At 60.4% G+C, this 25,808-nt stretch carries 24 protein-coding genes; 12 read left to right on the top strand and 12 right to left on the bottom strand.

Features of this window, described 5'->3' with window-relative positions:
* Nucleotides 1-128 precede the first annotated feature (128 nt).
* Nucleotides 129-689 carry an NADPH-dependent FMN reductase gene (locus ACM6IQ_RS05990; protein ID WP_017338272.1) on the bottom strand — a complete coding sequence of 187 codons (561 nt, stop codon included), beginning with the start codon at nucleotides 687-689 and terminating at the stop codon, nucleotides 129-131.
* A 174-nt stretch (nucleotides 690-863) separates the two neighbouring features.
* On the opposite strand from ACM6IQ_RS05990, the gene ACM6IQ_RS05995 reads away from it, so the two are divergent.
* Together ACM6IQ_RS05995 and ACM6IQ_RS06000 are read left to right on the top strand one after the other, a co-directional pair.
* On the top strand, nucleotides 864-1,124 hold the full coding sequence (locus tag ACM6IQ_RS05995; RefSeq protein WP_017338271.1) for a hypothetical protein: 261 nt from the start codon (nucleotides 864-866) through the stop codon (nucleotides 1,122-1,124).
* A gap of 88 nt (nucleotides 1,125-1,212) precedes the next feature.
* The gene (locus tag ACM6IQ_RS06000; protein WP_017338270.1) at nucleotides 1,213-2,106 is read left to right on the top strand and encodes a LysR family transcriptional regulator; all 894 of its coding nucleotides are present in this window, start codon (nucleotides 1,213-1,215) and stop codon (nucleotides 2,104-2,106) included.
* On the opposite strand, the gene ACM6IQ_RS06005 is transcribed toward ACM6IQ_RS06000, so the two are convergent.
* The 5 genes from ACM6IQ_RS06005 to ACM6IQ_RS06025 all read right to left on the bottom strand — a co-directional run bounded on the left by ACM6IQ_RS06005 (nucleotide 2,072) and on the right by ACM6IQ_RS06025 (nucleotide 7,233).
* Nucleotides 2,072-2,686 carry a GNAT family N-acetyltransferase gene (locus tag ACM6IQ_RS06005; protein WP_017338269.1) on the bottom strand — a complete coding sequence of 205 codons (615 nt, stop codon included), beginning with the start codon at nucleotides 2,684-2,686 and terminating at the stop codon, nucleotides 2,072-2,074. The genes ACM6IQ_RS06000 and ACM6IQ_RS06005 overlap by 35 nt on opposite strands.
* A 14-nt stretch (nucleotides 2,687-2,700) precedes the next feature.
* Nucleotides 2,701-4,956, bottom strand: coding sequence for an Orn/Lys/Arg decarboxylase N-terminal domain-containing protein (locus ACM6IQ_RS06010; protein WP_414878262.1), 2,256 nt, complete (start codon nucleotides 4,954-4,956; stop codon nucleotides 2,701-2,703).
* Between the two features lie 138 nt (nucleotides 4,957-5,094).
* Nucleotides 5,095-5,859: a DNA polymerase III subunit epsilon gene (gene dnaQ / locus ACM6IQ_RS06015; RefSeq protein WP_017338267.1), complete on the bottom strand. Its 765-nt coding sequence runs from the start codon at nucleotides 5,857-5,859 to the stop codon at nucleotides 5,095-5,097.
* Between the two features lie 71 nt (nucleotides 5,860-5,930).
* On the bottom strand, nucleotides 5,931-6,383 hold the full coding sequence (gene rnhA, locus ACM6IQ_RS06020; protein ID WP_003180633.1) for a ribonuclease HI: 453 nt from the start codon (nucleotides 6,381-6,383) through the stop codon (nucleotides 5,931-5,933).
* A gap of 91 nt (nucleotides 6,384-6,474) precedes the next feature.
* Complete coding sequence (locus tag ACM6IQ_RS06025; protein WP_017338266.1) at nucleotides 6,475-7,233, bottom strand: methyltransferase domain-containing protein; 759 nt, start codon at nucleotides 7,231-7,233, stop codon at nucleotides 6,475-6,477.
* A gap of 65 nt (nucleotides 7,234-7,298) precedes the next feature.
* Between ACM6IQ_RS06025 and gloB the strand changes: the two genes are divergently transcribed.
* The 8 genes from gloB (at nucleotide 7,299) to fabI (ending at nucleotide 18,113) form a co-directional block, all read left to right on the top strand.
* Nucleotides 7,299-8,066: a hydroxyacylglutathione hydrolase gene (gene gloB / locus ACM6IQ_RS06030; RefSeq protein WP_414878284.1), complete on the top strand. Its 768-nt coding sequence runs from the start codon at nucleotides 7,299-7,301 to the stop codon at nucleotides 8,064-8,066.
* A 99-nt stretch (nucleotides 8,067-8,165) separates the two neighbouring features.
* Nucleotides 8,166-9,608, top strand: a complete 1,443-nt coding sequence (locus ACM6IQ_RS06035) for a transglycosylase SLT domain-containing protein (protein WP_017338264.1) — start codon at nucleotides 8,166-8,168, stop codon at nucleotides 9,606-9,608.
* Nucleotides 9,609-9,940: 332 nt separating this feature from the next.
* Complete coding sequence (locus ACM6IQ_RS06040) at nucleotides 9,941-11,749, top strand: extracellular solute-binding protein (protein ID WP_414878285.1); 1,809 nt, start codon at nucleotides 9,941-9,943, stop codon at nucleotides 11,747-11,749.
* Entirely contained in the window at nucleotides 11,746-13,587 is a 1,842-nt protein-coding gene (locus tag ACM6IQ_RS06045; RefSeq protein WP_414878263.1) for an extracellular solute-binding protein, read from the top strand. The genes ACM6IQ_RS06040 and ACM6IQ_RS06045 overlap by 4 nt, the downstream gene beginning before the upstream one ends.
* A gap of 3 nt (nucleotides 13,588-13,590) precedes the next feature.
* Nucleotides 13,591-14,664: a microcin C ABC transporter permease YejB gene (locus ACM6IQ_RS06050; protein ID WP_017338261.1), complete on the top strand. Its 1,074-nt coding sequence runs from the start codon at nucleotides 13,591-13,593 to the stop codon at nucleotides 14,662-14,664.
* Nucleotide 14,665: 1 nt separating this feature from the next.
* Nucleotides 14,666-15,685 (top strand): ABC transporter permease, encoded by a 1,020-nt coding sequence (locus ACM6IQ_RS06055; protein ID WP_017338260.1) that lies wholly within the window; start codon nucleotides 14,666-14,668, stop codon nucleotides 15,683-15,685.
* Between the two features lies 1 nt (nucleotide 15,686).
* On the top strand, nucleotides 15,687-17,297 hold the full coding sequence (locus ACM6IQ_RS06060) for an ABC transporter ATP-binding protein (RefSeq protein WP_017338259.1): 1,611 nt from the start codon (nucleotides 15,687-15,689) through the stop codon (nucleotides 17,295-17,297).
* Between the two features lie 21 nt (nucleotides 17,298-17,318).
* Nucleotides 17,319-18,113 carry an enoyl-ACP reductase FabI gene (gene fabI, locus ACM6IQ_RS06065; protein WP_414878264.1) on the top strand — a complete coding sequence of 265 codons (795 nt, stop codon included), beginning with the start codon at nucleotides 17,319-17,321 and terminating at the stop codon, nucleotides 18,111-18,113.
* 67 nt (nucleotides 18,114-18,180) lie between these two features.
* Here fabI and ACM6IQ_RS06070 read toward each other — a convergent pair whose 3' ends face one another.
* Entirely contained in the window at nucleotides 18,181-19,068 is an 888-nt protein-coding gene (locus ACM6IQ_RS06070; RefSeq protein ID WP_414878265.1) for a LysR substrate-binding domain-containing protein, read from the bottom strand.
* A 114-nt stretch (nucleotides 19,069-19,182) separates the two neighbouring features.
* On the opposite strand from ACM6IQ_RS06070, the gene ACM6IQ_RS06075 reads away from it, so the two are divergent.
* Nucleotides 19,183-19,608 carry a VOC family protein gene (locus ACM6IQ_RS06075; protein WP_414878266.1) on the top strand — a complete coding sequence of 142 codons (426 nt, stop codon included), beginning with the start codon at nucleotides 19,183-19,185 and terminating at the stop codon, nucleotides 19,606-19,608.
* A gap of 76 nt (nucleotides 19,609-19,684) precedes the next feature.
* Here the strand turns inward: ACM6IQ_RS06075 and ACM6IQ_RS06080 are convergent, their stop codons facing one another.
* From ACM6IQ_RS06080 to ACM6IQ_RS06100, 5 genes are all read right to left on the bottom strand, one after another.
* On the bottom strand, nucleotides 19,685-20,266 hold the full coding sequence (locus tag ACM6IQ_RS06080; protein WP_414878267.1) for a GGDEF domain-containing protein: 582 nt from the start codon (nucleotides 20,264-20,266) through the stop codon (nucleotides 19,685-19,687).
* 74 nt (nucleotides 20,267-20,340) lie between these two features.
* Nucleotides 20,341-20,919 carry a hypothetical protein gene (locus ACM6IQ_RS06085; RefSeq protein ID WP_414878268.1) on the bottom strand — a complete coding sequence of 193 codons (579 nt, stop codon included), beginning with the start codon at nucleotides 20,917-20,919 and terminating at the stop codon, nucleotides 20,341-20,343.
* A gap of 1 nt (nucleotide 20,920) precedes the next feature.
* Entirely contained in the window at nucleotides 20,921-23,089 is a 2,169-nt protein-coding gene (locus ACM6IQ_RS06090; RefSeq protein WP_414878269.1) for a molybdopterin cofactor-binding domain-containing protein, read from the bottom strand.
* 10 nt (nucleotides 23,090-23,099) lie between these two features.
* Entirely contained in the window at nucleotides 23,100-23,555 is a 456-nt protein-coding gene (locus ACM6IQ_RS06095; protein WP_010459764.1) for a (2Fe-2S)-binding protein, read from the bottom strand.
* A 292-nt stretch (nucleotides 23,556-23,847) separates the two neighbouring features.
* Complete coding sequence (locus tag ACM6IQ_RS06100) at nucleotides 23,848-24,693, bottom strand: oxidoreductase (RefSeq protein ID WP_414878270.1); 846 nt, start codon at nucleotides 24,691-24,693, stop codon at nucleotides 23,848-23,850.
* Nucleotides 24,694-24,808: 115 nt separating this feature from the next.
* Between ACM6IQ_RS06100 and ACM6IQ_RS06105 the strand changes: the two genes are divergently transcribed.
* Nucleotides 24,809-25,732 (top strand): LysR family transcriptional regulator, encoded by a 924-nt coding sequence (locus tag ACM6IQ_RS06105; protein ID WP_414878271.1) that lies wholly within the window; start codon nucleotides 24,809-24,811, stop codon nucleotides 25,730-25,732.
* Nucleotides 25,733-25,808: the final 76 nt, after the last annotated feature.

Consider the following 25,808-nt stretch of genomic DNA (forward strand, 5'->3'; position numbering starts at 1 on the left):
GCTACCGCATGTGGCGAGGGCTAGCTGTGATCTCTCGCCACTGGCAGCAGGCGTTGCCAACAACCCTGTAGGAGCGAGCGGTACGGCGACCCGACTTGTCTCGCTCCTACAGGGTTGCCGGGCATTTGTCAGACCTTCTTGTGCTGTTCGACCCACTTCCCATAGGCATCGATGAATTTTTGCAAGAACGGCTTGAGCGACTCGGACAACTTACCCGTCTCGTCGAACGCTGTGCCGGCACCGCCGATGTACGCTTCCGGTTGCTGCATGCACGGCACATCGAGAAACACCATGGACTGGCGCAGGTGATGGTTGGCGCCAAACCCACCGACCGCCCCCGGTGAAACGCTGATCACCGCCCCAGGCTTGCCACCCCAGGCGCTCTTGCCATAGGGCCGCGAACCGACGTCGATCGCATTCTTCAAGGGCGCCGGCACCGAACGGTTGTATTCCGGCGTGACGAACAGCAACGCGTCGGATGAACTCACTTGTTGCCGGAAAGTGCTGTAGGCTGCCGGCGGTGAAGCACCATCGATGTCTTCGTTGTACAGCGGCAGGTCGCCAATTTCGACGATGTTCAGTTTGAGATTTGCAGGAGCCAGATCGGCCAGGGCCAACGCGACCTTGCGATTGATCGATTCCTTTCTCAAGCTGCCGACCAGAACGGCGATCGTATAGACGTTGCTCATGGAAGATTCTCGACTGTCCGATGGAAGAGCTTGTAGTTATAGATGACGATTCACTCAGCGGACGACTGAAAATGCCGTCCCTGACTATTTTTTTCCTGTAGGAAAACTTACCTCGCCCAACCACGGTCTACAGAACCGCAAATTGAGTGATTTATCTCCAGAGGTTCTAAGCAGATGGCAGCAGTACTCGTCGGTCAGTTCCATGCAAGAGACGCAGAAGGCCGTGTCTATTCCGTGCATGAGTTCCAGGAATCCACCCCGTCGGCAGACGGTCTCGCCGGCTCCGTGCCTGTGACCACTTATAAGCTGGCCATTGGCGATCGCGTAAGAAAACTCGATGACAACCAGTTTTTGCTGGTGCAATCGGATGTCACCATCGTGCGTGAACCCGACACCTATGTCGACAAACTGCCGGAAACCAACGTCGCCTCATAACCTCGCGTTATGAGCAGAAGTCTTGTGCGCGGACTTGGGTTAGGATTCAGCCACTGACTCCCTCACCTGCTGAACATGGACTTCACGCATGCGTTTACGTCATATCGAAGTGATACAGGCGCTTCTGCAGACCGGTCACCTGGGCACCGCCGCCGAATGGTTGCAGTTGCCAGTGGCCGAGGTCGAAAGCATTCTGCGTGACGCTGAGAGTCAGCTGGGTTTCATGTTGTTTTCCAGCGTGCGTGGACGCTTGCAAGCCACGCGCGAGGCGCGGGAGTTACAGGTCGAAATCGCCCACGTCTACGAGGCGCTCGAACCGGTCCAGCGTCTGGCCAGCAGCCTCAAGCAGTATCAGGCCCCACCCCTTCGCATCATTTGCACGCCGCCTCTGGCTCAACAGTTGCTACCCCAGAGCATCGCGGCCCTGCGTCGGCGTCTGCCCGACGTGCCTTGCAGCCTGTTGAGCCAACCCACCCGCGACATCGTCCGAAGCCTGTTGCTGCGCGAAAGCGATCTGGGCCTGAGCCTGCACGACCCCGATCACGCGGATATTCATTGTCAGGTCATAGCCCAGGGCAAACTGCAGCTGTTGGCCCCCCACGGCTGGCTGCAACCGAAGCAGAAGTACATTTCGCTGCAGGATCTGGCGGGCCAGTCGATGGTCGGCCTGGAAGGTCATGATCCGCTGAGCCCGGTGCTCGACAACAAACTGCACGGGCTACGCCCTGCTCCCGTCGTCCACACCCGGGTTCAGACACACCAGATGATGCGCAGCATGGTCGAGGCCGGTGAGGGTCTGGCGATTGTCGATCCGTTCACCGCACTCGGGGCGAAATCCGCGGGCCTGGACGCCTGCCCGCTGGCGCCCGCCGTACCGATCAGCGTCTACGCCCTGACCTTGAAGAACGGCGAGCCTTCACCGGCCGCTCAGGCCTTGCTGGATATCGTCACGGAACAAGCCGTGGCGATGTTGGCGAGCTGATCGGGTTTTCCAGCGGATTATCGAACAATCGATACCAGAACAACGCGATCTCCGCGGTGTTGGGATCGATGCCGCGATAGCGCAGATGATCGATACCACCAATCACATACCCGCAGCGTTCATAGAGCCGGCAAGCCCCCAGGTTGTTGTTCTGGGTTTCGAGCATGATGCCCGGCAGTTTTTTCTTGCGACTCCAGAACTGCGCCACATCCAGCAACGCCTTGGCCACGCCATGGCGCCGCGCCGGCGCATGCACCGCCAGCTCGTCGATGTGGGCAAAGCCGTTCCAGTTGGTGCTGACCACCAGGTGGCCCACGGGCTCATCATCGAGATACGCCATGAAAATCGCACTGTCGGCGGCATCGCGGAAACTGCTGAATTCCTCGGGATCTATGCCATAGCACTTGCGGTAAGGGGTGATCGGTGTCACCGGCCACTGCTCCACCGGCTTGCCGATTTCGGCTGCGCCATAGGCCGCGACTTCAAAGCTGAAATCACTGCCCCAGATATAAGCGGCGAAACCATCGTCGGCAACGCGCACTGACAGCCCTGGGTATTTCGGATTCATGACCGGTTGCATACTGGGAAAGGTCCTCACTCCTTGATGCAATCGACGGTGTAATGCCGCCCATTGCCCTCGTCTTCGTGTTGCAAGCCGTGCACATCGGCGACAAACCCCGGGAAACTACTGTCGAACGTGCGGGCAAACGCCAGGTAATCGATGATCGAGCGGGTTGATTCGGTGAAACGTTCACCGGGCATGATCAACGGGATCCCCGGCGGGTACGGCACCAGCATGACGGCGGCGATGCGGCCGTCCAGCGCATCGATCGACACGGCCTCCACCTCGCCTCGCACCAGTTGATCATAGGCGTCGGCCGGTTTCAGGGCGATTTCCGGTAGCACCGTGTACATGCGCTTGAGATGTTTGGCGGTGGCATTGCTGCGGTAGCAGGCGTGCAATTGATCGCATAGATCGCGCAATCCCATGCCCTTATAGCGCGCACCGTCCTGCTGCGCCACGCACGGCAGGCAGGTCGAAAGGCTGACGTTGCAGTCATAGCTGCGCTTGAACTCCAGCAACTCGGTCAACAGCGTGCTCCATTTGCCCTTGGTGATACCCATGGAAAACAGCACCAGGAACGAATACAAACCGGTCTTCTCGACGACCAGCCCGCGCTCCCAGAGAAACTTGCTGACCACCGCCGCCGGAATCCCCCGCTCGCTTAACGCGCCGCCCGCCGTCAGGCCAGGCATCACCAGCGTGACTTTGATCGGATCGAGCAGCACATAGTCGTCGGTCACGCCGCCAAACCCGTGCCAGTCGGCATCTGGTTGCAGCAGCCAGTCTTCAGTGACCACACGTTCGATGCCTTCCACGGACGGCGGCTGCCAAATGGAAAACCACCAGTCATCGGCAGCAATGTGTTGCCGCAGGTTCGCCAGTGCCCGGCGAAAACTCAAGGCTTCGTCGAACATTTCCTGTAACAGGGAACGACCGGCCGGGCCTTCCATCATGGCCGATGCCACGTCCAGCGAAGCAATGATGCTGTACTGCGGCGACGTGGAGATGTGCATCATGAACGCTTCGTTGAAGCGGTCGCGGTCCAGTTGCCGGGCGCCGCCATCCTGAACATGAATCATCGACGCCTGACTGAACGCCGCCAACAGTTTGTGCGTGGAATGGGTGGTGAACACCAGCGGGCTGTCTTCGCTGCGGGAAGTGCCCATGCCGTAACGCCCGGCGAAGAACTCGTGAAACGCCGCGTAGGCATACCAGGCCTCATCGAAATGCAGCACTTCGACGCTGTTGCCCAGGCTTTGCTTGATCAGTTCGGCGTTGTAACACAGGCCGTCGTAGGTGGAATTGGTCACCACCGCCAGTTTGACCTTGGGTGCGCGGCCCTTGGTCAGCGGGCTGGCGTCGATCTTGGCCTGGATCGACTCGCGGCTGAATTCGCTCAGCGGAATCGGGCCGATGATCCCCAGTTCGTTGCGCTCCGGGCACAGGTACAGCGGAATCGCGCCGGTCATGATGATCGAGTGCAGCACCGACTTGTGGCAATTGCGGTCCACCAGCACCAGGTCATCGCGGGCAACCATGGAATGCCAGACGATCTTGTTGGCGGTCGAGGTGCCATTGATCACGAAAAAAGTGTGATCGGCGCCGAAGTTGCGCGCCGCTCGCGCTTCCGCCTCGGCGAGCGGGCCGGTGTGATCGAGCAGCGAACCCAGTTCGGGCACCGACACCGACAAATCCGAACGCAGGGTGTTTTCCCCGAAAAACTGGTGGAACGCCTGCCCCACCGGGCTCTTGTGATACGCCACGCCACCACCATGGCCGGGCGTATGCCAGGAATAATTGGAGTCGGCGGTGTGTTGCACCAACGCCTTGAAGAATGGTGGCAACAGGCCGTCCAGGTATTTGCGTGCGGCTCGCGCGACCTGCCGCGCCAGAAACGGCACGGTGTCTTCGAACAGATAAAGAATGCCGCGCAATTGATTGAGCTCGTCCATCGCATCGGCCGGGGCGTTTTCCAGCGTCACTTGCTCGCCCAGCGCGAAGATCGGCAAGTCCGGCGCACGCACCCGCGCCAGGCTGATCAGTTCGGCCATGTTCTGTAGCAGATGAGAGTTGGCGCTGGGGTCTTCAGCGGCAATCAACATGCACGAGAGACCGTGATGGGTCGACGCGACCAGCCGCCCCTCGGCGTAATCCACCGCCGAGACAATGCTGAAGCCTTCCTGCTCCAGCTCCCGGGCGATGCCACGCACGCGATCACCGGCGACGGTGTCGGACTTGATGTCGCGATGGACGATCAGGACCGGGAATTTCAGATCTTTGTACATGGGGCTCAGTGTCCTGAGGCGGCAGGCCCTGGCCTGCCAATACCCTCAGGGTAGAGGGTCGAGGCGGATGTGGCGAGTGCAATGCCCCGAAATGGGTCATCGTGGGCGGCAGGCTTTATCAAGATCTATTGGAAGGGCCTACGCCTGAGCTTCAGCTTCAGCCTCAGCCAGTTGCACCCACAGCGCCGGAGCGCCGGCAGATTTGGCAATGGCTTCCATCCGCGCCACGTGCCGGGCCAGGTCGTCTTCGCTGGCGCGAATGATCCGGGTCCGCTGACGGTCAGCCGGCAAGCGGCGGATTTCGGTGGCGGAGTTGTCCGCGCCTTCGCCGGAACCATTGCCATCGGACGCGTTGCCGGCCAGCGACAGGCTGGTCTGGCCGCCGGTCATGGTCAGGTAGACGTCGGCGAGAATCTCGGAGTCGAGCAAGGCGCCGTGAAGTTCACGGCCGGAGTTGTCGACGCCATAACGTTTGCACAAGGCGTCGAGGCTGTTGCGCTGCCCCGGGTGACGTTCCCGGGCCATCATCAGGGTGTCGAGGATCGAGCAGTGTTGCGTGATGTCAGCACGATCGTGCTGCCCCATGAGGGCGAATTCGTTGTTGATGAAACCAACGTCGAACGCGGCGTTATGGATGATCAGCTGCGCACCCTTGATGAATTCAAAAAACTCATCGGCCACTTCAGTGAAGCGTGGCTTGCCCACCAGGAATTCGTTGGTAATGCCGTGGACGCCAATGGCGCCTTCGTCACTTTCGCGGTCCGGTTGCAGGTAAACGTGGAAATGCCGGCCCGTCAGGCGCCGACCGATCAACTCGACACAACCGATTTCGATAATCCGGTGGCCGTCGGTCACCGGCATGCCGGTGGTTTCGGTATCGAGTACAACGGATCTGGTGGCCATCAGTGCTCAGCTCTCAACGGGTCAATCGTGCAAAAGCGGCGATGTTAACACGCTCGCCGGTTGAGCTCGAATCAAGCCTGCTTGTACCCACGCACTTCATCCACGCCACGATTGGCGAGTTGGTCGGCCCGTTCGTTGCCGTGATGCCCGATGTGCCCGCGCACCCATTTCCAGGTGACGTTGTGACGGTTGACCTGCTCATCCAGCAGCTTCCACAGGTCAGCGTTTTTCACCGGTTCTTTCGCCGCCGTTTTCCAGCCGCGTTTCTTCCAGTTGGCCATCCACTCGTTGATGCCTTTCATTACGTACTGGGAGTCAGTCACCAGCAGCACATCACAGGAACGCTTGAGTTCCTCCAGCCCGCGGATCGCGCCCATCAGTTCCATGCGGTTGTTGGTGGTATTGGCTTCGCCGCCCCAGAGTTCTTTTTCAACGCCCTTGCACACCAGCAATGCGCCCCAGCCGCCAGGGCCAGGGTTGCCTTTGCAGGCGCCGTCGGTGAAGAGTTCTACGCTATCGCTCATGCCAATCTATCCAGAAAATGCGGTGGCTCGCCGATCAGCGATCGACGATGCCCGAGGCCGGGGCAAACCCGGCCGGGAATAAAAACAGGGGTTACGGTTCGATATTGCGTCGGTTGACCTTGGCCATCGGCAGGGGGATCAGCTTGCCCATCGGTTCGCGACGTTCCTGACGAAGCGGACGCAGGCCCACCACAATCTTGCGCGCCACCAATAAATAGAAGCCGCCGCCAGACAATTGCCAATCACCGGCCTTGCGCTCCCAGCCGGCCAGACGGGCTTGCCAGGCGGGGGACGCCAGCGGCGGACGATAGCACCCGAAGCGGCGTTTCTCCAGCGCGAAGCCCAGCAGGTTCAACCAGTCGCCGACCCGTGACGGTGAAATGCAACGGGCCTTGCGCAAGGCGTCATGGGCGAACACGTGACGCAACCCCCACGTGCTCCAGGGGTTGATCCCGACAATCAGCAAATGCCCACCGGGGCGAACGCTGCTCGCCGCTTCACGCAGCAAACCGTGGGGTGAGAGGCAAAAATCCAGGCCATGCTGCAGCACCACCACATCGGCGGCATGCTCGCTCAACGGCCAGGCTTGTTCTTCACAGACGATTTCAACACCCGGCAACGGCGCGCCCAGCCGCACATTGCGCTGGACCTGCGGGGCGGACGGCGGTGTTTCGGCCGAAGGACCGTAATGCACCAGATAGCCACCAAAGAAGCGCCCCAGCTCGTCTTCAAGCATGCGGCGTTCTTCGTCCAGCAGAAATTGTCCGAGGGGGCCGGACAGCCATTCACGGGCCGCGCTGATCAAGGCCAGCCAGTCAGGATCAGCCTGAGCGAACGCTTTATCGGTCATTGCATTCTCCAACGCGCCAGGAAGTTCTAAGATGCGCCATTGTTTTCCGCTTGGCGAATCCGACGATGATACAGATCACAGCCCTGCCCGCCTTCACCGATAACTACATCTGGTTGTTACAAGATACCGATACCCGGCGCTGCGCCGTGGTCGATCCGGGCGATGCCGCGCCCGTGCTGGACTGGCTTGCGGCCAATCCAGGCTGGGTGCTGAGTGACATTCTGATCACTCACCATCATCACGACCATGTCGGCGGCGTCGAGCAACTGAAAAAAGCGACAGACGCGAAGGTCTACGGCCCGGCCAGCGAAACCATCCCGGCGCGGGACGTCGCACTCAAGAACAACGATCGTATCAACGTGCTGGGTTGGGACTTCGATGTGATCACCGTTCCCGGTCATACCCTGGGGCACATCGCCTTCTACCATGAGGGAACGCTGTTTTGCGGTGACACCCTGTTCGCCGCCGGTTGCGGGCGCCTGTTCGAAGGCACGCCCGAGCAGATGCATGCGTCGCTGACGCGCCTCGCTTCGCTCCCAGAGGATACGCGGGTCTATTGCACCCATGAATACACCTTGAGCAATCTGCGCTTTGCCGCAGCGGTCGAGCCTGCCAACCCGCACACCGCCGAACGCCTGGCCAACGTCACCGCACAACGGGAAGCCGGAATCATCACACTGCCCTCTACGCTGGGCCTTGAAAAGCTGACAAACCCGTTTTTGCGCACTGGCGAAACATCCGTTAAAGAAAAAGTGGACGAACGGAACGGCGCTCATAACCGGGCTCCCAGTGCGGTTTTTGCGGCTCTGCGCGCTTGGAAAGATACGTTCTAAACAGCGTTGCCGTTGGTAGCAAAAATCTGAATGGTTGACCGCAGGGGGTGCGCTTTCTAGAATCCCCCGACATTTTTGCCCGGAACTTACTTCCAGCCAATGTCGTCATCTATTCGTAAAGCCATCAATTCAGACGCATTGACCCGCTTGGCTCAAGCCATAGCGGTGGCTGTGTCCGCCACATTGGCGGGCTGTTCCAGCCATGTGCCACAGACCGACGCGACCCACACCCCGAATATCGCCGCTCGAGCCAAACAGAAGCCCATCTGGCTCAGCGAAAAGCCGACCCCGCAAATCCCACAGGACGTCTGGGAGCGCATGCGCCAAGGCTTCCAGTTGCAGGAAGGCCTGGGCGTCAACCCGCGCATCGAGCAACAGCGCCTGTGGTTCGCCAGCAACCCGTCTTTCCTCGAAAACGCCGGCGAACGCGGCAGCCTCTACATTCACTACATCGTCGAACGGCTTGAAGAACGCAACATGCCGCTGGAACTGGCGCTGCTGCCAGTGATTGAAAGCGCCTACAACCCGATGGCCTATTCCCGGGCCAATGCAGTTGGCTTGTGGCAATTCATTCCTTCCACCGGACGTTATTTCAACCTGCGTCAAACCCGTTTCTATGATGGCCGTCGCGACATCACCGCTTCGACCACCGCCGCCATGGATTACCTGACCCGCCTGCACGACATGTTCAACGGCGACTGGCTGCTGGCCCTGGCAGCCTACAACGCCGGTGAAGGCACGGTCAGCCGGGCCATCGAGCGTAACGAAAAGCTCGGCCTGCCGACCGATTACTGGAACCTGCCGCTGCCGGCCGAAACCCAGGCCTATGTGCCGAAGCTGCTGGCCTTGTCGCAAGTGGTGCTGGCCCCGGAAGCCTACGGCGTGAACCTGAACCCGATCGCCAATGAACCGTACTTCCAGGTCGTCGAAATCAACCAGCGCATGGACCTGTCCAAGGTCGCCGCGGTGGCCAATATCGATGAAGACGAACTGTTCCAGCTCAACCCGGCCTTCAAGCAACGCACCACCATCGACGGTCCTCAGCATTTGCTGGTGCCGACGTCCAAGGCGCAGCTGCTGACCGCCAGCCTGTCGACCATGCGTCCCGAAGAATTGATCAGCAAGACGCCGCTCAAGCCGGTATTTGAAGGCGCAGACGACACCCAGCTCGCCAGCCTCAAACGCGCCTACCGGGTTAAACGGGGCGACAACCTTGGCACCATCGCCAAGGCAAACAAGGTCGAGGTCAAGGACCTGCAACGCTGGAACAAGCTGACCGGCAAGGACCTCAAGGTCGGCCAGACGCTGGTGATGCAGGACAAAACCAAGCGCAGCAACGGGCGCATCAACACCGTCGTGGCCGCCAATGCCAAGACGAAGACCAAGAAGCCGCAAACCCAATACAAGGTCCAGCAGGGTGATTCGCTCTACATGGTGGCCAAGCGTTTCAACGTTGAAATGCAACACCTCAAGCGCTGGAATCCGCGTGTCGGCCAAGCGCTGAAGCCGGGGCAGATGCTGACAGTTGCTTCGCCACACTAAAAAACAGCCCCTGACTTCAGGGGCTTTTTTGTAGCCACTTGCGGGACTTTGTGGCGAGGGAGCTTGCTCCCGCTCGGCTGCGAAGCAGTCGTAAACCGAAATACGCGGAGTGCCAGAAATCACCGGGCTCCAGTTTTTGGGGTTGCTCCGCAACCCAACGGGAGCAAGCTCCCTCGCCACAGGTTCTGCGATCGGTCAGACCTTCACCTCACAATTAACCACCCATTAAATCCCCGTCTTTTTCCTGTCCATACAAGCTGTTACTGTACGGCCCACAAAGCCCAAGCCGCCTGGATCGGATCTCTGACTTGAAGCGTCCCCTCCTCCTTCTCCTGATCAGCCTGGCCTTGAGCTCTTCCGCAAGCGCGACGATCAGCGAAAGCCATGGTTATGCGCAGTTCGGCACGCTCAAGTACCCGGCCAGATTTACCCACTTCGACTGGGTCAACCCGCAAGCGCCCAAGGGCGGTACGTTGCGGGTGATGGCGTTTGGCACCTTCGATACGCTCAACCCCTACACATTCAAGGGCACGAGCCCGGTCTCCACTGCAAATTTCCTGCAATACGGCATCAACGAGCTGAATGAACCGCTGATGGTCGGCACTGGCCAATACGCACCGTCCGGCGATGAGCCGACGTCCAGTTATGGCCTGATCGCCCAATCGGTGGAATACAGCGAAGACCGCAGTTGGGTGGTGTTCAACCTGCGCCCCGAAGCACGGTTTCACGATGGCACGCCGATCACCGCGTACGACGTCGCGTTCTCCTATCGGCTGCTGCTCAAAGAAGGCCATCCGCAATACCGCACCAATCTTCAGGAAGTGTTGCGGGTCGACGTGCTCAACCCGCAGCGCATTCGTTTTGTTTTCAAGCGTGCCGGGAATCCGCTGTTGATCCTGCGCCTGGGCGAGTTGCCGGTGCTGCCGCAGCATTACTGGAAAGGTCGCGACTTCAAGGCCACCACCTTCGAGCCGCCGCTGGGCAGTGGTCCTTATCGCATCACCTCGGTCACGCCCGGACGCCAGATTGTGTTTGAACGGGTCAAGGATTACTGGGGCAAAGACCTGCCGGTCAATCGCGGCAAGTACAACGTCGACCGCATGGAAGTCGAGTTCTACCGCGACAGCGACGTCGCGTTCGAAGCCTTCAAGGCCGGCGAGTTCGATATCTATATCGAGCATCAGGCGAAGAACTGGGAAAACGGTTACAACTTCCCGGCCGTGCGACGGGGCGATGTCATCAAGGCGCAGATCCCCCATCAGATCCCGACCCAGAGCCAGGGCCTGTTCATGAACAGCCGGCGACCGGCGTTTTCCGACGCCAGGGTCCGTGAAGCGCTGGGGCTGATGTTCGACTTCGAGTGGACCAACCGCACGCTGTTCAGCGGCGCCTACAAGCGCGCCATGAGTTATTACCCCAACAGCGAGTTCTCGGCCACCGGTCTTCCGGTTGGTCATGAATGGTTGATGCTCAAGCCGTTCCGCGAGCAATTGCCCGCCAAGCTGCTCACCGAGCCGTTCAGCCTGCCGCAGACCCAAGGGCGCGGCATTCCACGGGAAACCATGCGCAAGGCCCTGAGCCTGCTCGCCGAAGCTGGCTGGAAGCTTGATGGCCAACACCTGCAGAACGCGGCCAAACAACCACTGCGCCTGGAAATCCTGCTGGTCAACCCGAACCTGGAACGCATCCTCCAGCCTTATGTCGAGAACCTCGCCAGCATCGGCATCGACGCCCGTCTGCGCACGGTGGACCGCGCCCAGTACAAGCAGCGCCTCGATCAGTTCGATTTCGACATGATCCTGATGACCCTCAACCAGACCCTCAGCCCTGGACTTGAGCAATGGCAGTATTTCCATTCCAGCCAGGTCGGGGTCAAGGGCAGCAAAAACTACGCGGGCATCGCCAATCCGGTGGTCGATCATTTACTTGAACAATTGCTCGCCGCCCAGACCCGCGATGAACAGGTTGCCGCCGGCAAAGCCCTGGACCGCGTGCTGTTGTGGCAGCACTACATCATTCCCAACTGGTACCTCAATTATCACCGCCTGGCCTACCGCAACCGGTTCGCCTTTGTCACCACGCCGCCCTACACCCTGGGCCTGAGCGCGTGGTGGCTGAAGTCTTCGGAGAAAGATCGATGAAACCCATACGTGCCCTGCTCTTGCAGGCCAGCGGCCTGTTGTTCGCCGGGCTGGCCTGTGCCGCCCCGCAACACGCCCTGACCCTGTACAACGAGCCGCCAAAATACCCGGCCGACTTCAAACATTTCGACTACGTGAACCCGGATGCGCCCAAGGGCGGAATTTTCCGTCAGGCCGGATTCGGTGGCTTCGACAGCCTTAACCCGTTTATCAGCAAAGGCGTGCCGGCCGACGATATCAGCCTCATCTACGACACCCTCGCCAAACAAGGCCTGGACGAGCCATTCACCGAATACGGACTGGTCGCCGGCAAGATCGAAAAGGCCCCGGACAACAGCTGGGTGCGTTTTTACCTGCGCCCCGAAGCGCGCTTCCACGATGGTCATCCGATCCGTGCCGACGATGTGGTGTTCAGCTTCCAGACCCTGATCAAGGATGGCGCGCCGCTGTACCGCGGTTACTACAGCGATGTCGAAGAAGCCGTCGCCGAAGACCCGCTCACCGTCCTGTTCAAGTTCAAGCACAACAACAACCGCGAACTGCCGCTGATCCTCGGCCAGTTGCCGGTGTTGCCGAAACACTGGTGGGCGACCCGGGATTTCAACAAGGGCAACCTGGAAATGCCATTGGGCAGCGGTCCGTACAAGGTCAGCGAAGTGAAGGCCGGGCGTTCGATTCGCTACGAGCGGGTCAAGGATTACTGGGGCAAGGACCTGCCGGCCAACCGTGGTTTCTACAACTTCGACGTGATGACCACCGATTACTACCGCGACAACACCGTGGCCCTGGAAGCACTCAAGGCCGGTCAGTTCGATTTCTGGCTGGAAATGAGCGCAAAGAACTGGGCCAACGCCTACAACATCCCGGCGGTCGCCGAAGGTCGGCTGAACAAGGAACAGATCCCCAACGGCAATCCGACCGGCATGCAGGGTTTTGTGTTCAACCTTCGCCGCCCGGTGTTCCAGGACGTGCGCGTGCGCCAGGCGCTGACGTTGCTGCTGGACTTCGAATGGACCAACAAGCAGCTGTTCAACGGTGCCTATGTGCGCACCCGCAGTTACTTCGAAAACTCGGAAATGGCAGCCACGGGCTTACCGGATGCCGATCAGTTGGCCATTCTCGACCCGTTCCGCGGCAAGATCCCCGAGCAAGTGTTCACCGAGGCGTTCCAGAACCCGGTGACCGATGCCAGCGGCATGATCCGCACACAGCAACGCAAGGCTTACCAGTTGCTGCAAGAAGCAGGCTGGCGGATCGTCGACGACAAAATGGTCGACGCCAATGGCAAGCCGGTGACCATCGAATTCCTGCTGGCGCAGACCGAGTTCGAGCGAGTGCTGCTGCCGTTCAAGCGCAACCTCAGCGATCTGGGTATCGACCTGGTGATCCGCCGGGTCGACGTCTCGCAGTACATCAACCGCGTGCGCTCACGGGACTTCGACATGATCGTCGGCAGCTTCCCGCAGTCCAATTCGCCGGGTAACGAACAGCGTGAATTCTGGATGTCCGCCGCCGCCGACAAACCCGGCAGCCGTAACTCCATGGGTTTGAAAGACCCGGTGGTGGACCAACTGGTGGAGCAACTGATCAACGCCGATTCGCGCAAAAGCCTGGTGGCCCACGCCCGCGCACTGGACCGCGTGCTGCAATGGGGCTATTACGTGATCCCCAACTGGCACATCAAGACCTGGCGTGTAGCTTACTGGAACCACATCGGTCATCCGAAAATCTCACCCAAGTATGACATCGGCACGGCCACCTGGTGGATCAAGCCCAATGTGGCACCGGCGATAGAAGTCGAAACCAAACTGCAAGCCGACCCTGCGGGCACGGAGTAATAGATGCTGGCGTATATTTTTCGGCGACTGCTGCTGATCATCCCGACCTTGTTCGGCATCCTGCTGATCAACTTCGTGATCATCCAGGCCGCCCCCGGTGGGCCGGTGGAACAGATGATCGCCAAGCTCGAAGGCTTCGAAGGCGCCACCAGCCGCATTGCCGGCGGCGGTGCCGAAGTGTCGGTGGCCGGCTCGGCCTATCGTGGCGCGCAAGGCCTGGACCCCGCACTGGTGAAAGAAATCGAGCACATGTACGGCTTCGACAAATCGGCGCCGGAACGTTTGTGGATCATGGTCAAGAACTACGCCACCCTGGATTTCGGCGACAGTTTTTTCCGCGACGCCAAGGTCATCGACCTGATCAAGGAAAAAATGCCCGTATCGATTTCCCTCGGGCTGTGGAGCACGCTGATCATGTACCTCGTGTCGATCCCGCTGGGGATCGCCAAGGCGACGCGACATGGCAGCCACTTCGATGTCTGGACCAGTTCGGCGATCATCGTCGGCTACGCGATCCCGGCGTTCCTGTTTGCCATCCTGTTGATCGTTGTGTTCGCTGGCGGCAGCTATTTCGACTGGTTCCCGTTACGGGGACTGACCTCGAACAACTTCGATGAACTGAGCATGGGCGGCAAGGTGCTCGATTACTTCTGGCACCTGGCGTTGCCGGTCACCGCGCTGGTGATCGGCAACTTCGCGACCATGACCCTGTTGACCAAAAACAGCTTCCTCGACGAAATCAACAAGCAGTATGTGGTGACGGCAAAAGCCAAGGGCCTGACCAATCACCGCGTGCTCTACGGCCATGTTTTCCGTAACGCCATGCTGCTGGTGATCGCCGGTTTCCCGTCGGCCTTCATCGGGATCTTCTTCACCGGCTCCTTGCTGGTCGAGGTGATTTTCTCCCTCGACGGGCTGGGGCTGATGAGTTTCGAAGCCGCGATCAACCGCGATTACCCGGTGGTCTTCGGCACGCTGTTCATCTTCACGCTGCTCGGGCTGGTGGTGAAACTGATCGGTGACCTGACCTACACCTTTGTCGATCCGCGCATCGATTTCGAAAGCCGGGAGCATTGAGATGAACCTGTCCCCTCTCAATCGTCGGCGTTTCGAACTGTTCAAGGCCAACAAGCGTGGCTGGTGGTCGCTGTGGCTGTTTCTCGTGCTGTTCGGCCTGAGCCTCGGTGCCGAGCTGATCGCCAACGACAAACCGCTGGTGGTGCATTACGACAACAGCTGGTATTTCCCGGCGATCAAGCGTTACCCGGAAACCGCGTTTGGTGGCGAGTTCCCGCTGGAAGCCAACTACAAAAGCCCCTACATCCGCGAATTGCTCAAGGCCAAGGACGCCTGGGTCCTGTGGGCGCCGATTCCCTACAGTTACCAAAGCATCAATTACGACCTGAAAGTCCCGGCCCCGGCGCCGCCGTCGGCCGACAACCTGCTGGGCACGGACGACCAGGGGCGCGATGTGTTGGCGCGAGTGATTTACGGGTTCCGGATTTCGGTGCTGTTTGCCCTGACGCTGACCATTCTCAGCTCGATCATCGGCGTGATCGCAGGTGCCTTGCAGGGTTTCTATGGCGGTTGGGTGGATTTGGCCGGGCAACGTTTCCTGGAGATCTGGTCCGGGTTGCCGGTGCTGTATCTGCTGATCATTCTCGCCAGTTTCGTCCAGCCGAATTTCTGGTGGCTACTGGGGATCATGCTGCTGTTCTCGTGGATGAGCCTGGTGGACGTGGTGCGTGCCGAGTTCCTGCGCGGGCGTAACCTTGAGTACGTGCGCGCCGCCCGGGCGCTGGGCATGCAGAATGGTGCGATCATGTTCCGCCACATCTTGCCTAACGCGATGGTTTCGACTATGACCTTCATGCCGTTCATCCTCACCGGCGCCATTGGTACCCTGACCGCCCTCGACTTTTTGGGCTTCGGCTTGCCGCCGGGCGCGCCGTCCCTGGGTGAACTGGTGGCACAGGGCAAATCCAACCTGCAAGCGCCGTGGCTCGGCATGAGCGCGTTTGCGGTGCTGGCGTTGATGTTGAGTCTGCTGGTGTTCATCGGCGAGTCCGCTCGCGATGCCTTCGACCCGAGGAAGTGAAATGAATCAGGACAATCTGATCGAAGTGCGCGACCTGTCCGTCGAATTCGTCGTCGGCGATCGCTGTCAGCGTGTGGTCGAAGGCGTCAGTTTCGACATCAAGCGCGGCGAAACCCTGGCGCTGGTGGGTGAAAGCGGTTCCGGCAAATCGGTGACCGCGCACTCGATCCTGCGCTTGCTGCCCTACCCGCTCGCCCGGCATCCGTCCGGCACCATCGAGTATTCGGGGCAAGACCTGCTGAGCCTGAAAGAGAAAACCATCCGCCATATCCGTGGCAACCGGATTGCGATGATCTTTCAGGAGCCGATGACCTCGCTCAATCCATTGCACTCGATCGAAAAGCAGATCAACGAAGTCCTGGGCATCCACAAGGGTCTGATCGGCAAAGTCGCGACCAAACGCACGCTGGAGTTGCTGGAGATGGTCGGCATTCCGGAACCCGAGAAGCGCCTGAAAGCCCTGCCCCACGAATTGTCCGGTGGCCAGCGTCAGCGGGTAATGATCGCCATGGCCCTGGCCAACGAGCCGGAACTGCTGATCGCGGATGAACCGACCACCGCGCTGGACGTGACCGTTCAGCTGAAAATCCTCGAATTGCTCAAGGAATTGCAGGCCCGCCTGGGCATGGCGTTGCTACTGATCAGTCACGATTTGAACCTTGTACGAAGAATTGCGCATCGCGTATGTGTCATGCAGCGCGGTTGCATCGTCGAACAGGCATCGTGCGAAGAGTTGTTCCGCGCGCCGCAGCATCCGTACACTCGGGAACTGCTGGCAGCGGAGCCCAGCGGGACGCCGGCGACCAATGTCATCGGGCCGCCCTTGCTGCAGGTCGAGGACCTGAAAGTCTGGTTCCCGATCAAGAAAGGCTTGCTGAAAAAAACCGTCGACCACATCAAAGCGGTGGACGGGATCAATTTCAGCCTGCCTCAGGGCCAGACCCTGGGGATTGTGGGAGAAAGTGGTTCGGGCAAGTCGACACTCGGGTTGGCGATTTTGCGGCTGATCGGCAGCAAAGGTGCGATCCGGTTTGAAGGCAAGCAGCTAGACTGCCTGACGCAGCAACAGGTTCGACCGCTGCGGCGGGAGATGCAGGTGGTGTTCCAGGACCCGTTCGGCAGCCTGAGCCCGCGGATGTGCGTGAGCCAGATCGTTGGCGAAGGCCTGCGAATTCACAAGATGGGCACCGAGGCGGAACAGGAACAAGCGATCATTGCGGCACTCAAGGAGGTAGGTCTGGATCCGGAAACCCGGCACCGCTACCCCCACGAATTTTCCGGCGGGCAGCGGCAGAGAATCGCCATTGCCCGGGCATTAGTGCTAAAACCGGCGCTGATATTGCTGGACGAGCCTACATCGGCCCTCGACCGGACAGTGCAGCGCCAAGTGGTGGAGCTTTTGCGTTCACTGCAAACCAAGTACAACCTGACGTATCTGTTTATCAGCCATGACCTGGCTGTCGTCAAAGCGCTGAGCCACCAGCTGATGGTGGTCAAGCATGGCCAAGTGGTCGAACAGGGAGACGCGCAAAGTATCTTTGCCGCCCCCCAACATCCGTATACACAGCAGTTGCTGGAAGCCGCTTTCCTGGCACCAGCCACTGCGCAATAACCTGAAAGAGAGGAGCAACACATGGGTTTTCTCGCCGGTAAGCGCGTACTGATCGTCGGTGTCGCCAGCAAGCTGTCCATCGCATCCGGCATCGCTGCCGCCATGCATCGCGAGGGCGCTGAGCTTGCCTTCACTTATCAGAACGACAAACTCAAGGGTCGTGTCGAAGAGTTCGCACAAGGCTGGGGTTCCAACCCTGACCTGTGCTTCCCGTGCGACGTGGCCAGCGATGAAGAAATCGCCAAGGTCTTCGAAGCACTGAGCAAGAAGTGGGACGGCCTGGACTGCATCGTGCACTCCGTCGGCTTCGCCCCGGGCGATCAACTGGACGGCGACTTCACCGAAGCCACCACCCGTGAAGGTTTCCGCATCGCTCACGACATCAGCGCCTACAGCTTCGTGGCCCTGGCCAAAGCGGGTCGCGAAATGATGAAAGGCCGCAATGGCAGCCTGCTGACCCTGTCGTACCTGGGCGCCGAGCGCACCATGCCGAACTACAACGTGATGGGCATGGCCAAGGCTTCGCTGGAAGCTGGCGTGCGTTACCTGGCCGGCTCCCTGGGCCCGGACGGCACCCGCGTCAACTGCGTATCGGCCGGCCCGATCCGCACCCTCGCCGCTTCCGGCATCAAGAACTTCCGCAAGATGCTGGCCGCCAACGAAGCGCAAACCCCGCTGCGTCGCAACGTCACCATCGACGAAGTCGGCAACGCCGGCGCCTTCCTCTGCTCGGACCTGGCGTCCGGCATCAGCGGCGAAATCATGTACGTGGATGGTGGTTTCAACACCACGGCCATGGGCACCATCGAAGAGTAATCTTCGGTTCGGCCATTAAAAAACCCGCCTCCCGAGGCGGGTTTTTTTGTGCCTGCGATTTCAGGGTTCATGCAAGCCCGCTTGTATGTTCAGACTTGAAGGGGTCCAGACACTTCGCGAACAGCTGCTGGATCGGTTGCATGCGCTGGCTGTAACGCTGCAACAGGACGATCTCGCGGTAGAAGGTCAGCTCGCCCAACCGGATAATCCTGACCTTCGCGCCATACTCCAGCCACAACCCGGCTTCGGGAAGCAGGGACACGCCCAATCCGCATTCAACCATTTTGACGATGGCTTCCAGTTCATCCAGTTCCAGGGCCACTTGCACGTCCATCTGCTGCTCACGCAGAAACCGCGTCACCAGGCGGCCACCGAATGAATTGCGGTCGTAACGCACATGGGGATGGCTCGCGAGGATCTGCAACGGGTCGTCACCCTCAAGCGCCGGCGGCACGATCAGCACAAACGGTTCCCGGCGGATAACCTGGGCCGACAGCTCCTTGGGTAAGTCAAACGGCGGTTTGATCAGAATGGCCAGATCCACTTCGCCGGTGTCGACCTGGCTCAACAGGTTCAGCGACACGCCGGGTACCAGTTTCGGCTCAAGCAACGGTGCTTGCTGGCGCAGGCGCAACAACGCCTGGGGCAGCAACCCGGTCTGGGCCGTGGCCACGGCGCCGATCTTCAACTCGCCGCGATACTCGCTGACATCGTCGCTGACCGCCATCCGGCTGAAGGTTTCCAGCATTTCCCTGGCCATCGGCAATGCCCGTTGCCCCGCCGCATTGAGAATCGCCTGCCGCCCGGTGCGGTCAAACAACCGAATGCCCAGCGCCTGCTCAAGGTTGCGCATCTGTGCGCTGACGGCCGACTGCGTCAGGCCGATGTGCATGCCGGCCGCAGCAAACGTTCCATAACGCGTCACGGCGATAAAGGTCTTCAGTTCACGCAGCATGGCAGTCTCGATTGATCGAAATTATTTGAGCTCGACGCAAAAACTATCGTCTTTCAATCGAAAAGCACAGCGCTAAACTCCCCTTCAACTACCGCCAATCTACGAGGCACCGCGATGCAACTCTCCCCTTTTCACCTGGCCATCCCCGTCTATGACCTTACGGCCGCCCGGACTTTTTACCGTGACGTCTTCGGCCTGGAGGAAGGCCGCTCCAGCGACCATTGGGTCGACTTCAACTTCTTCGGCCACCAGCTGGTGATTCACCTGGCGCCGAAAAACGCCTCTCAGGAAGCGGCGCACACCAACGCTGTGGACGGGCACGATGTGCCGGTGCCGCATTTTGGCGTGGTGTTGGGGATGGACGAATGGGAGGGTCTTGCCGAACGGTTGAAAGCGCGTGAAACCCGATTTGTGATTGAACCGGGGATTCGGTTTCAGGGGCTGGTGGGCGAGCAGGCGACAATGTTTCTGTTTGATCCCTGTGGCAATGCGCTGGAGTTCAAGGCGTTCAAGGATATCGGGCAATTGTTTGCCAAGTGAAACAAGGGTGATTTTGAGGGCCTCATCGCTAGCCTGCTAGCGATGAGGCCAGCTCCTACACCGCTGAATTGCCGGCCTACCGATGCAACGCCCTCTCAGCCTCAACCAGCATTTCATCAATCGAGGGGTGAAGACAGGCGTCATATTCAACCTGCCCAATGCTGAAACGAATGTCATAGCCGCGACGCATCGTGGCATTGCGTTCGTCGAGGATTTCTTCGAGCCGCGCCTTGATCGCGGTCAGCTCCACAGCGCTGGAACCCGTCAGCAACGCAACAAACTCATCATCGCCCAGCCGACCGATCACGTCGCTTTCGCGAAAGGCGATACGCAGTACGTCAGCGAAGGTTTTCAGCGCATCGTCACCCTCGGCACGACCGTACAGATAGTTGATGCGTTTGAAGTCATCGAGGTCGAAAAACAGCAAGGTGGCCGGAATCTCAAGGCGCTGACAGGTTTCCAGCCCCAATTGGGCCAGTGAAGTGAAGCCATGGCGATTAGAGAGCAGCGTCAGCTCATCCATGCTCGCCATGGTCACGCCTATCACTTCCTGCTCGGCCTGACGTGCCCTGTGACGCAGTACTTCGCGTGCCTGTTGCGGCGAAAGCGAAGGATCAGCGCTAGCGCCATGTTTGACCGGTTTGCCTGGGATCAGCATGACTTGCTCCAGTGGCGGATATGTACTTTAGAGTCGTCCCAACCCGCTTTGACTCCCGGGTACCAGACCGCCGGTCAACCATCGACCACCGGACAAGGCCCGCCAGCCTCGGCCCAGCGCTTGAATTGAGTCACGAAAATGTCGTGCGGCACCGGCACCGGCGCCCTTCCCTCACCCGGATTCCAACCCCACAACACCAGTTTGTCGTCGCTGACATGCTTGATCAGCGCCGCGAAATCCCGATCACCGTTGCTGCCGCGATCCTTGATCATCGCGCACAACTTGTCGGCCGGCAGCCCGATCCAGGCCATTTTGTGCGCCGCGGGCGGCAGGCTCCAGTGCGGCGCACCCGGCGGTGCGTTCGGGCCGTAACTGGCGGGCGGGTTGCTGTCGGCGTGGCAGGTAGCGCAGGGCAAACCCGCCGCGCCCTTGCCGTCCATGCCCCGGACCACGTTCATCGCATGGGGAATGCCGGCGTCGAACTGCAACGGCGAATCACCGGGGATATGGCAGTTCTGGCAACGCGGGCTCTGGAAGACTTTTTGCACCGTATCGAAAGCCTTCACGGCTTCCTTGTCGTCAGCAAACAGGTCCGAGGCATAGATCGCAAGGCCCACCAGCACCACCGCGCCAAGCACAAGATGTCGTTTCATTTCACACCCCCGACAGTTGCAAGGGCAATTCCCGCAACCGTTGCCCGGTCAGGGCGAACACGGCGTTGGCCACCGCCGGCGCCGTCGGCGGTACACCCGCCTCGCCGATGCCACCGGGTTTGTCGGTGCTGGGCACGATGTGCACTTCAACCACTGGCATTTCATTGAGCCGCAACACCTGATAGTCGTGATAATTGGACTGTTGCACCTCGCCGTTCTTGAAGGTCAGCTTGCTGTGCAAGGTAAATCCCAGGCCGAAGGTGATGGCCGATTCCATTTGCGCCGCGATGCTCAGCGGGTTGACCGCAATCCCGCAGTCCACCGCACACACCACCCGGTGCACGCGGATCGCCAGATTGTCCTGGGACACCTCGGCGACCTGTGCGACGTAGCTGCCGAAAGACTCATGCACCGCAACACCCAATGCATGACCGTCCGGCAGCGGCGCTGTCCAGTTGGCTTTCTCGACCGCCAGATTCAACACCCCCAGATGCCGCGGATGCGCCTTGAGCAAGGTTCGTCGGTACTCCACCGGATCCTTGCCAGCCGCCTCGGCCAGCTCGTCGATCAGCGACTCCATCACGAACCCGGTGTGGGTGTGCCCGACCGAACGCAGCCACAACACGGTGATGCCGGTTTTCGGCGAATGCAGGTCTACCTGATGATTGGCGAGCCCGGCAAGGTAAGGACTGTCGGCAACGCCTTCGACCGACGTCTTGTCGATGCCGTCCTTGACCATGGTCGCCTCCAGCATGGTCCCGGCCATGATCGACTGCCCGACCATCACGTGCTTCCACGCCATCGGCATGCCGGCGGCATCCAGCCCGATGCGCGCCTGGTGCAGGAATGCCGAGCGGTAGTAGCCGCCGCGAATGTCGTCTTCGCGGGACCACACGGTTTTAACCGGTCCGCCGGCTGCCTTCGCGACCTCCACGGCCTCCGCGACAAAGTCTGACGTCGGGTTGGCCCGACGGCCGAAACCGCCGCCCAGAAACTCGGTATGAATCTCGACCTGTTCCGGTTTGAGCCCGGTGATTTTGCCGGCGATCATCTGATCCAGCGTCTGAAACTGCGTGCCGGTCCAGATCTCGCACTTGTCCTGGGTGATTTTGACCGTGCAGTTGAGCGGCTCCATCGGCGCATGAGCCAGGTACGGCACGCTGTACTCGACGTCGATGGCTTTTGCCGCTTTGGATAATGCACCCTCGGCATCCCCCGCCTTGCTCGCCGGAGCGCCCGGCGTGGCCGCCAGTTTGCGGAAGCTCTCCAGCAGGTTCTGACTGTCGAGCCCGGCGTTCGGCCCCAAGTCCCAATTGACCTTGAGTGCATCACGCCCCAGCTTCGCCGCCCAATAATGGTCGGCAATCACCGCGACGCCACTCGGCACTTGCACCACTTTATGCACGCCCGGTATCGCCAGCGCTTCGGCGCCCTCAAAAGATTTGACGTGGCCACCCAATACCGGCGGACGCGCGACCATGGCGGTCATCAGACCATCGAACTGCACGTCCATGCCGAATTTGGCACGGCCGGTGATTTTCTCGGGTGTGTCGAGACGCTTGGTGGGTTTGCCGATGACCTTCCAGTCCTTGGCCTCCTTGAAGGTTATCGACGCGGGGGCCGGCACCGGCAACTGGCCCGCGTCATCGGCCAGTTCGCCGTACGTGGCGCGCTGGTCGCCCGCAATGACCACGCCCGACTCGGTACGAATGCTCGACGGCGCGACATTGAAGCGCTTGGCCGCGGCCTCGACCAGCATCAACCGCGCCGCCGCGCCGGCCTGACGATAGCGGTCGAACTCCATCCAGGTCGAAGTTGAACCGCCGGTGATCTGCATCCCGCCAAACCCGGCCAGGCCATAATCGGCGGCCGATGCGGGAGAGTGCTCGACGCGGATTTTCGACCAGTCGGCGTCGAGTTCTTCGGCGATCAGCATGGTCAGGCCGGTCCAGATGCCCTGGCCCATTTCCGAGTGGCCGAGCAGCACGGTGACGCTGTTGTCGTTACCGATGCGTAAAAATGCATTGGGCGCGAAGACGTTGCCCTGATTCTCGGCGCCCATGGCAAAACGGTGCGCGCCAGGGATGACGAACGCGACCACCAGTCCACCGCCCAACAACGCGCTGCCCTTGAGGAAGCCACGACGCGATAACGGATTGATGCTGTTCATGGCTAGTCCCTCAACCGATCTCGGCGGCGCGTTTGACCGCGGCACGAATCCTTGGGTAAGTGCCGCAACGGCAGATGTTGCCGGAGAGCGCCTGGTCGATATCGCTGTCGGTGGGTTTGGGGATCTTCGCCAGCAACGCCGCCGCCGACATGATCTGCCCGGACTGGCAATAACCGCACTGGACCACGTCGAGTTCGGCCCAGGCTTGTTGCACCGGGTGCGAACCATCAGTGGAAAGGCCTTCGATGGTGAGTATTTTTTGCCCGTGGGCCACGGCCGTGGCGGGCGTGATGCAGGAACGCAGTGGCGCGCCGTCGACGTGCACGGTACAGGCGCCGCACTGGGCCATGCCGCAACCGAATTTGGTGCCGGTCAGGTGCGCGACGTCACGCAGGACCCAGAGCAACGGCATGTCCGCGGGGACGTCCAGCTCCTGATCCTTGCCATTGATGTTCAAGGTCAGCATGGTGATTTCCTCAGACTCACGGTGACGCCATTATTGTGATCGGTCGGCGTGATCCTTTCATCTAAGCGCAAAATGCCGGGCGAGACCGGTTCATCGACCACCGGTCACACCTGTGGCGAGGGGATTTATCCCCGTTCGGCTGCGAAGCAGTCGCAAATCCGGACAATTCAGTCTGACTGTCAGGACTCCGGGGCCGCTTCGCGACCCAACGGGGATAAATCCCCTCGCCACAGGTGTGCGTGCTCTTCCTTGAGCGAACAGCATCAAGCCAACTTTCTTTTGCGTTTGACGCTTAGAAGTCGGTAGACACCGACACCTCACGCCAAACCTGCAACTCATCGGCAACAAAGCTGTTTTTCGCTTCAATCGCTGCGACGCAGTCACTGCCCAGCGGCAAACGCAGCGGCGCATGTTGCGCTTCCACCAGGGTGATCATGACCTGGGCGAGTTTGTCCGGGTCACCTGGCTGGTTCAGGGTCACGGCCTTGGCGATCTTGCGCACTTCGCCTGCGGTGCTGTCGTAGTCGGCAATCGAGGACGGCGACTCGACCAGCGAATTGCCTTCGAGGAATTCGGTGCGGAAGTACCCGGGCTCGACAACGGTCACCTTGACGCCCAGCGGTGCCAGCTCAGCGTGCAAGGCCTCGCTCAAGCCTTCGACGGCAAACTTGGTCGAGCAGTAGACGCCAAAGCCCGGCCCCGATCTGTAGCCACCCACCGACGACAGGTTGATCACGTGCCCGCTGCGAGCGGCGCGCATGTGTGGCAGGACGGCGCGGGTCACGTTCAGCAGACCGAAAACGTTGGTTTCGTACACACGCCGTACTTCATCGGCGCTGGCTTCTTCCACCGCGCCGAGCAAACCGAAACCGGCGTTGTTGACCAGCACGTCGATGCGCCCGAAGTGGTCAATGGCCGCCTGGGCGACCGCAACGCCTTGTGCTTCGTCGGTCACATCCAGGCTGGCGGCGAGCAAACCGGGTTGTTCGCCAAAGCGCTGCGTGATGCTTCTGGCGTCACGTGCGGTGGCAACCACGGCGTCACCGTTGGCCAGCGCGGCGGCAGCGATTTTTGCGCCGATGCCACGGGAAGCGCCAGTGATGAGCCAGATACGTTTGAAGGAGTTGGAAGTGGTCATGAGCGTGTTTCCTTGTGTGCAGTGGGGGTAGGCACAAGGTACGCAGGAAGATTGCCCGGAAAAATGCCCTCGTGTTACAAGCACTATGAAACGCTCTTTCATAATGGCACCCACAATGAACCACGATCCGTTCGATGGCTTGACCGAGTTTCTGGCGGTGGCCGAGCACAAGAGCTTCACCCTGGCCGCCACCCGCCTGGCGGTAACACCCACGGCTGTCAGCCATGCGATCAAATTGCTCGAGCGCCGCACCGGCGTGTTGCTGTTCCAACGCACCACGCGCCGGGTGGCGTTGACCGAGGCTGGCGCCAGTCTGTTTGCCCGCTTGCGCCCTGCGGCCAGCGAGATCGACGAAGCGCTGGCAGTGCTCAGCGGGTTTCGTGATCAGCCGATGGGCACGTTGCGTATCACGGCTCCACGGTTGTCCGGGGCGTTGTTGATGGAACCGTTGATTCCGCTGTTTCGCGAGGCGTATCCGCAAGTGACCCTCGACATTTCCCTCGACGACGCCACGGTGGACCTCATGACCGGCGGCTTCGATGCCGGGATTCGGCTGGGTGAGTCCATCGAAAAAGACATGATCGCGGTGCGCCTCACCCCCGATCTGCAATGGTCGGTGGTAGGCGCTCCGGACTATTTCGCCAAGGCGGGTACACCGGCGAGTCCTGAAGACCTGACCCGCCATCAATGCATCGGCTTTCGCTTCTCGACCTCGGGCAGTGCGCACCGCTGGGAGTTTCGCCGCGAGGGGCGCGACTTTACGGTGGGCGTCGAGGGTGGCGTGATCGTCAATGACCGACGGCTGCTGGTGGCGGCGGCTCGCAGCGGTTCGGGCCTGGCGTACGCCTGCGATCTGGAGATCGCCGACGAGTTGGCGGACGGTCGACTGGAACGGGTGCTGGAGCCGTTCGTGCCGCTCAGTTCGGCGCTATACCTGTACTTTCCCAGCCGCACCCAGACTCAGCCGAAGCTGCGCGCCTTTATCGATCTGGCAACACGCTGGATCGCCGAACAGGGAGGGCTTGAACCCTCGGCTTAGGCGGCCACCAGGTCGCGACCCAGCCCTCATGCCAGCAATGGCATTTGCAGCGCAATCAAGGAAAGCCAAGGTTGAA

This window comes from Pseudomonas sp. IT-P100 (genome assembly GCF_949767185.1).
In the GTDB taxonomy this organism is placed as follows: Bacteria; Pseudomonadota; Gammaproteobacteria; order Pseudomonadales; family Pseudomonadaceae; genus Aquipseudomonas; species Aquipseudomonas fluorescens_B.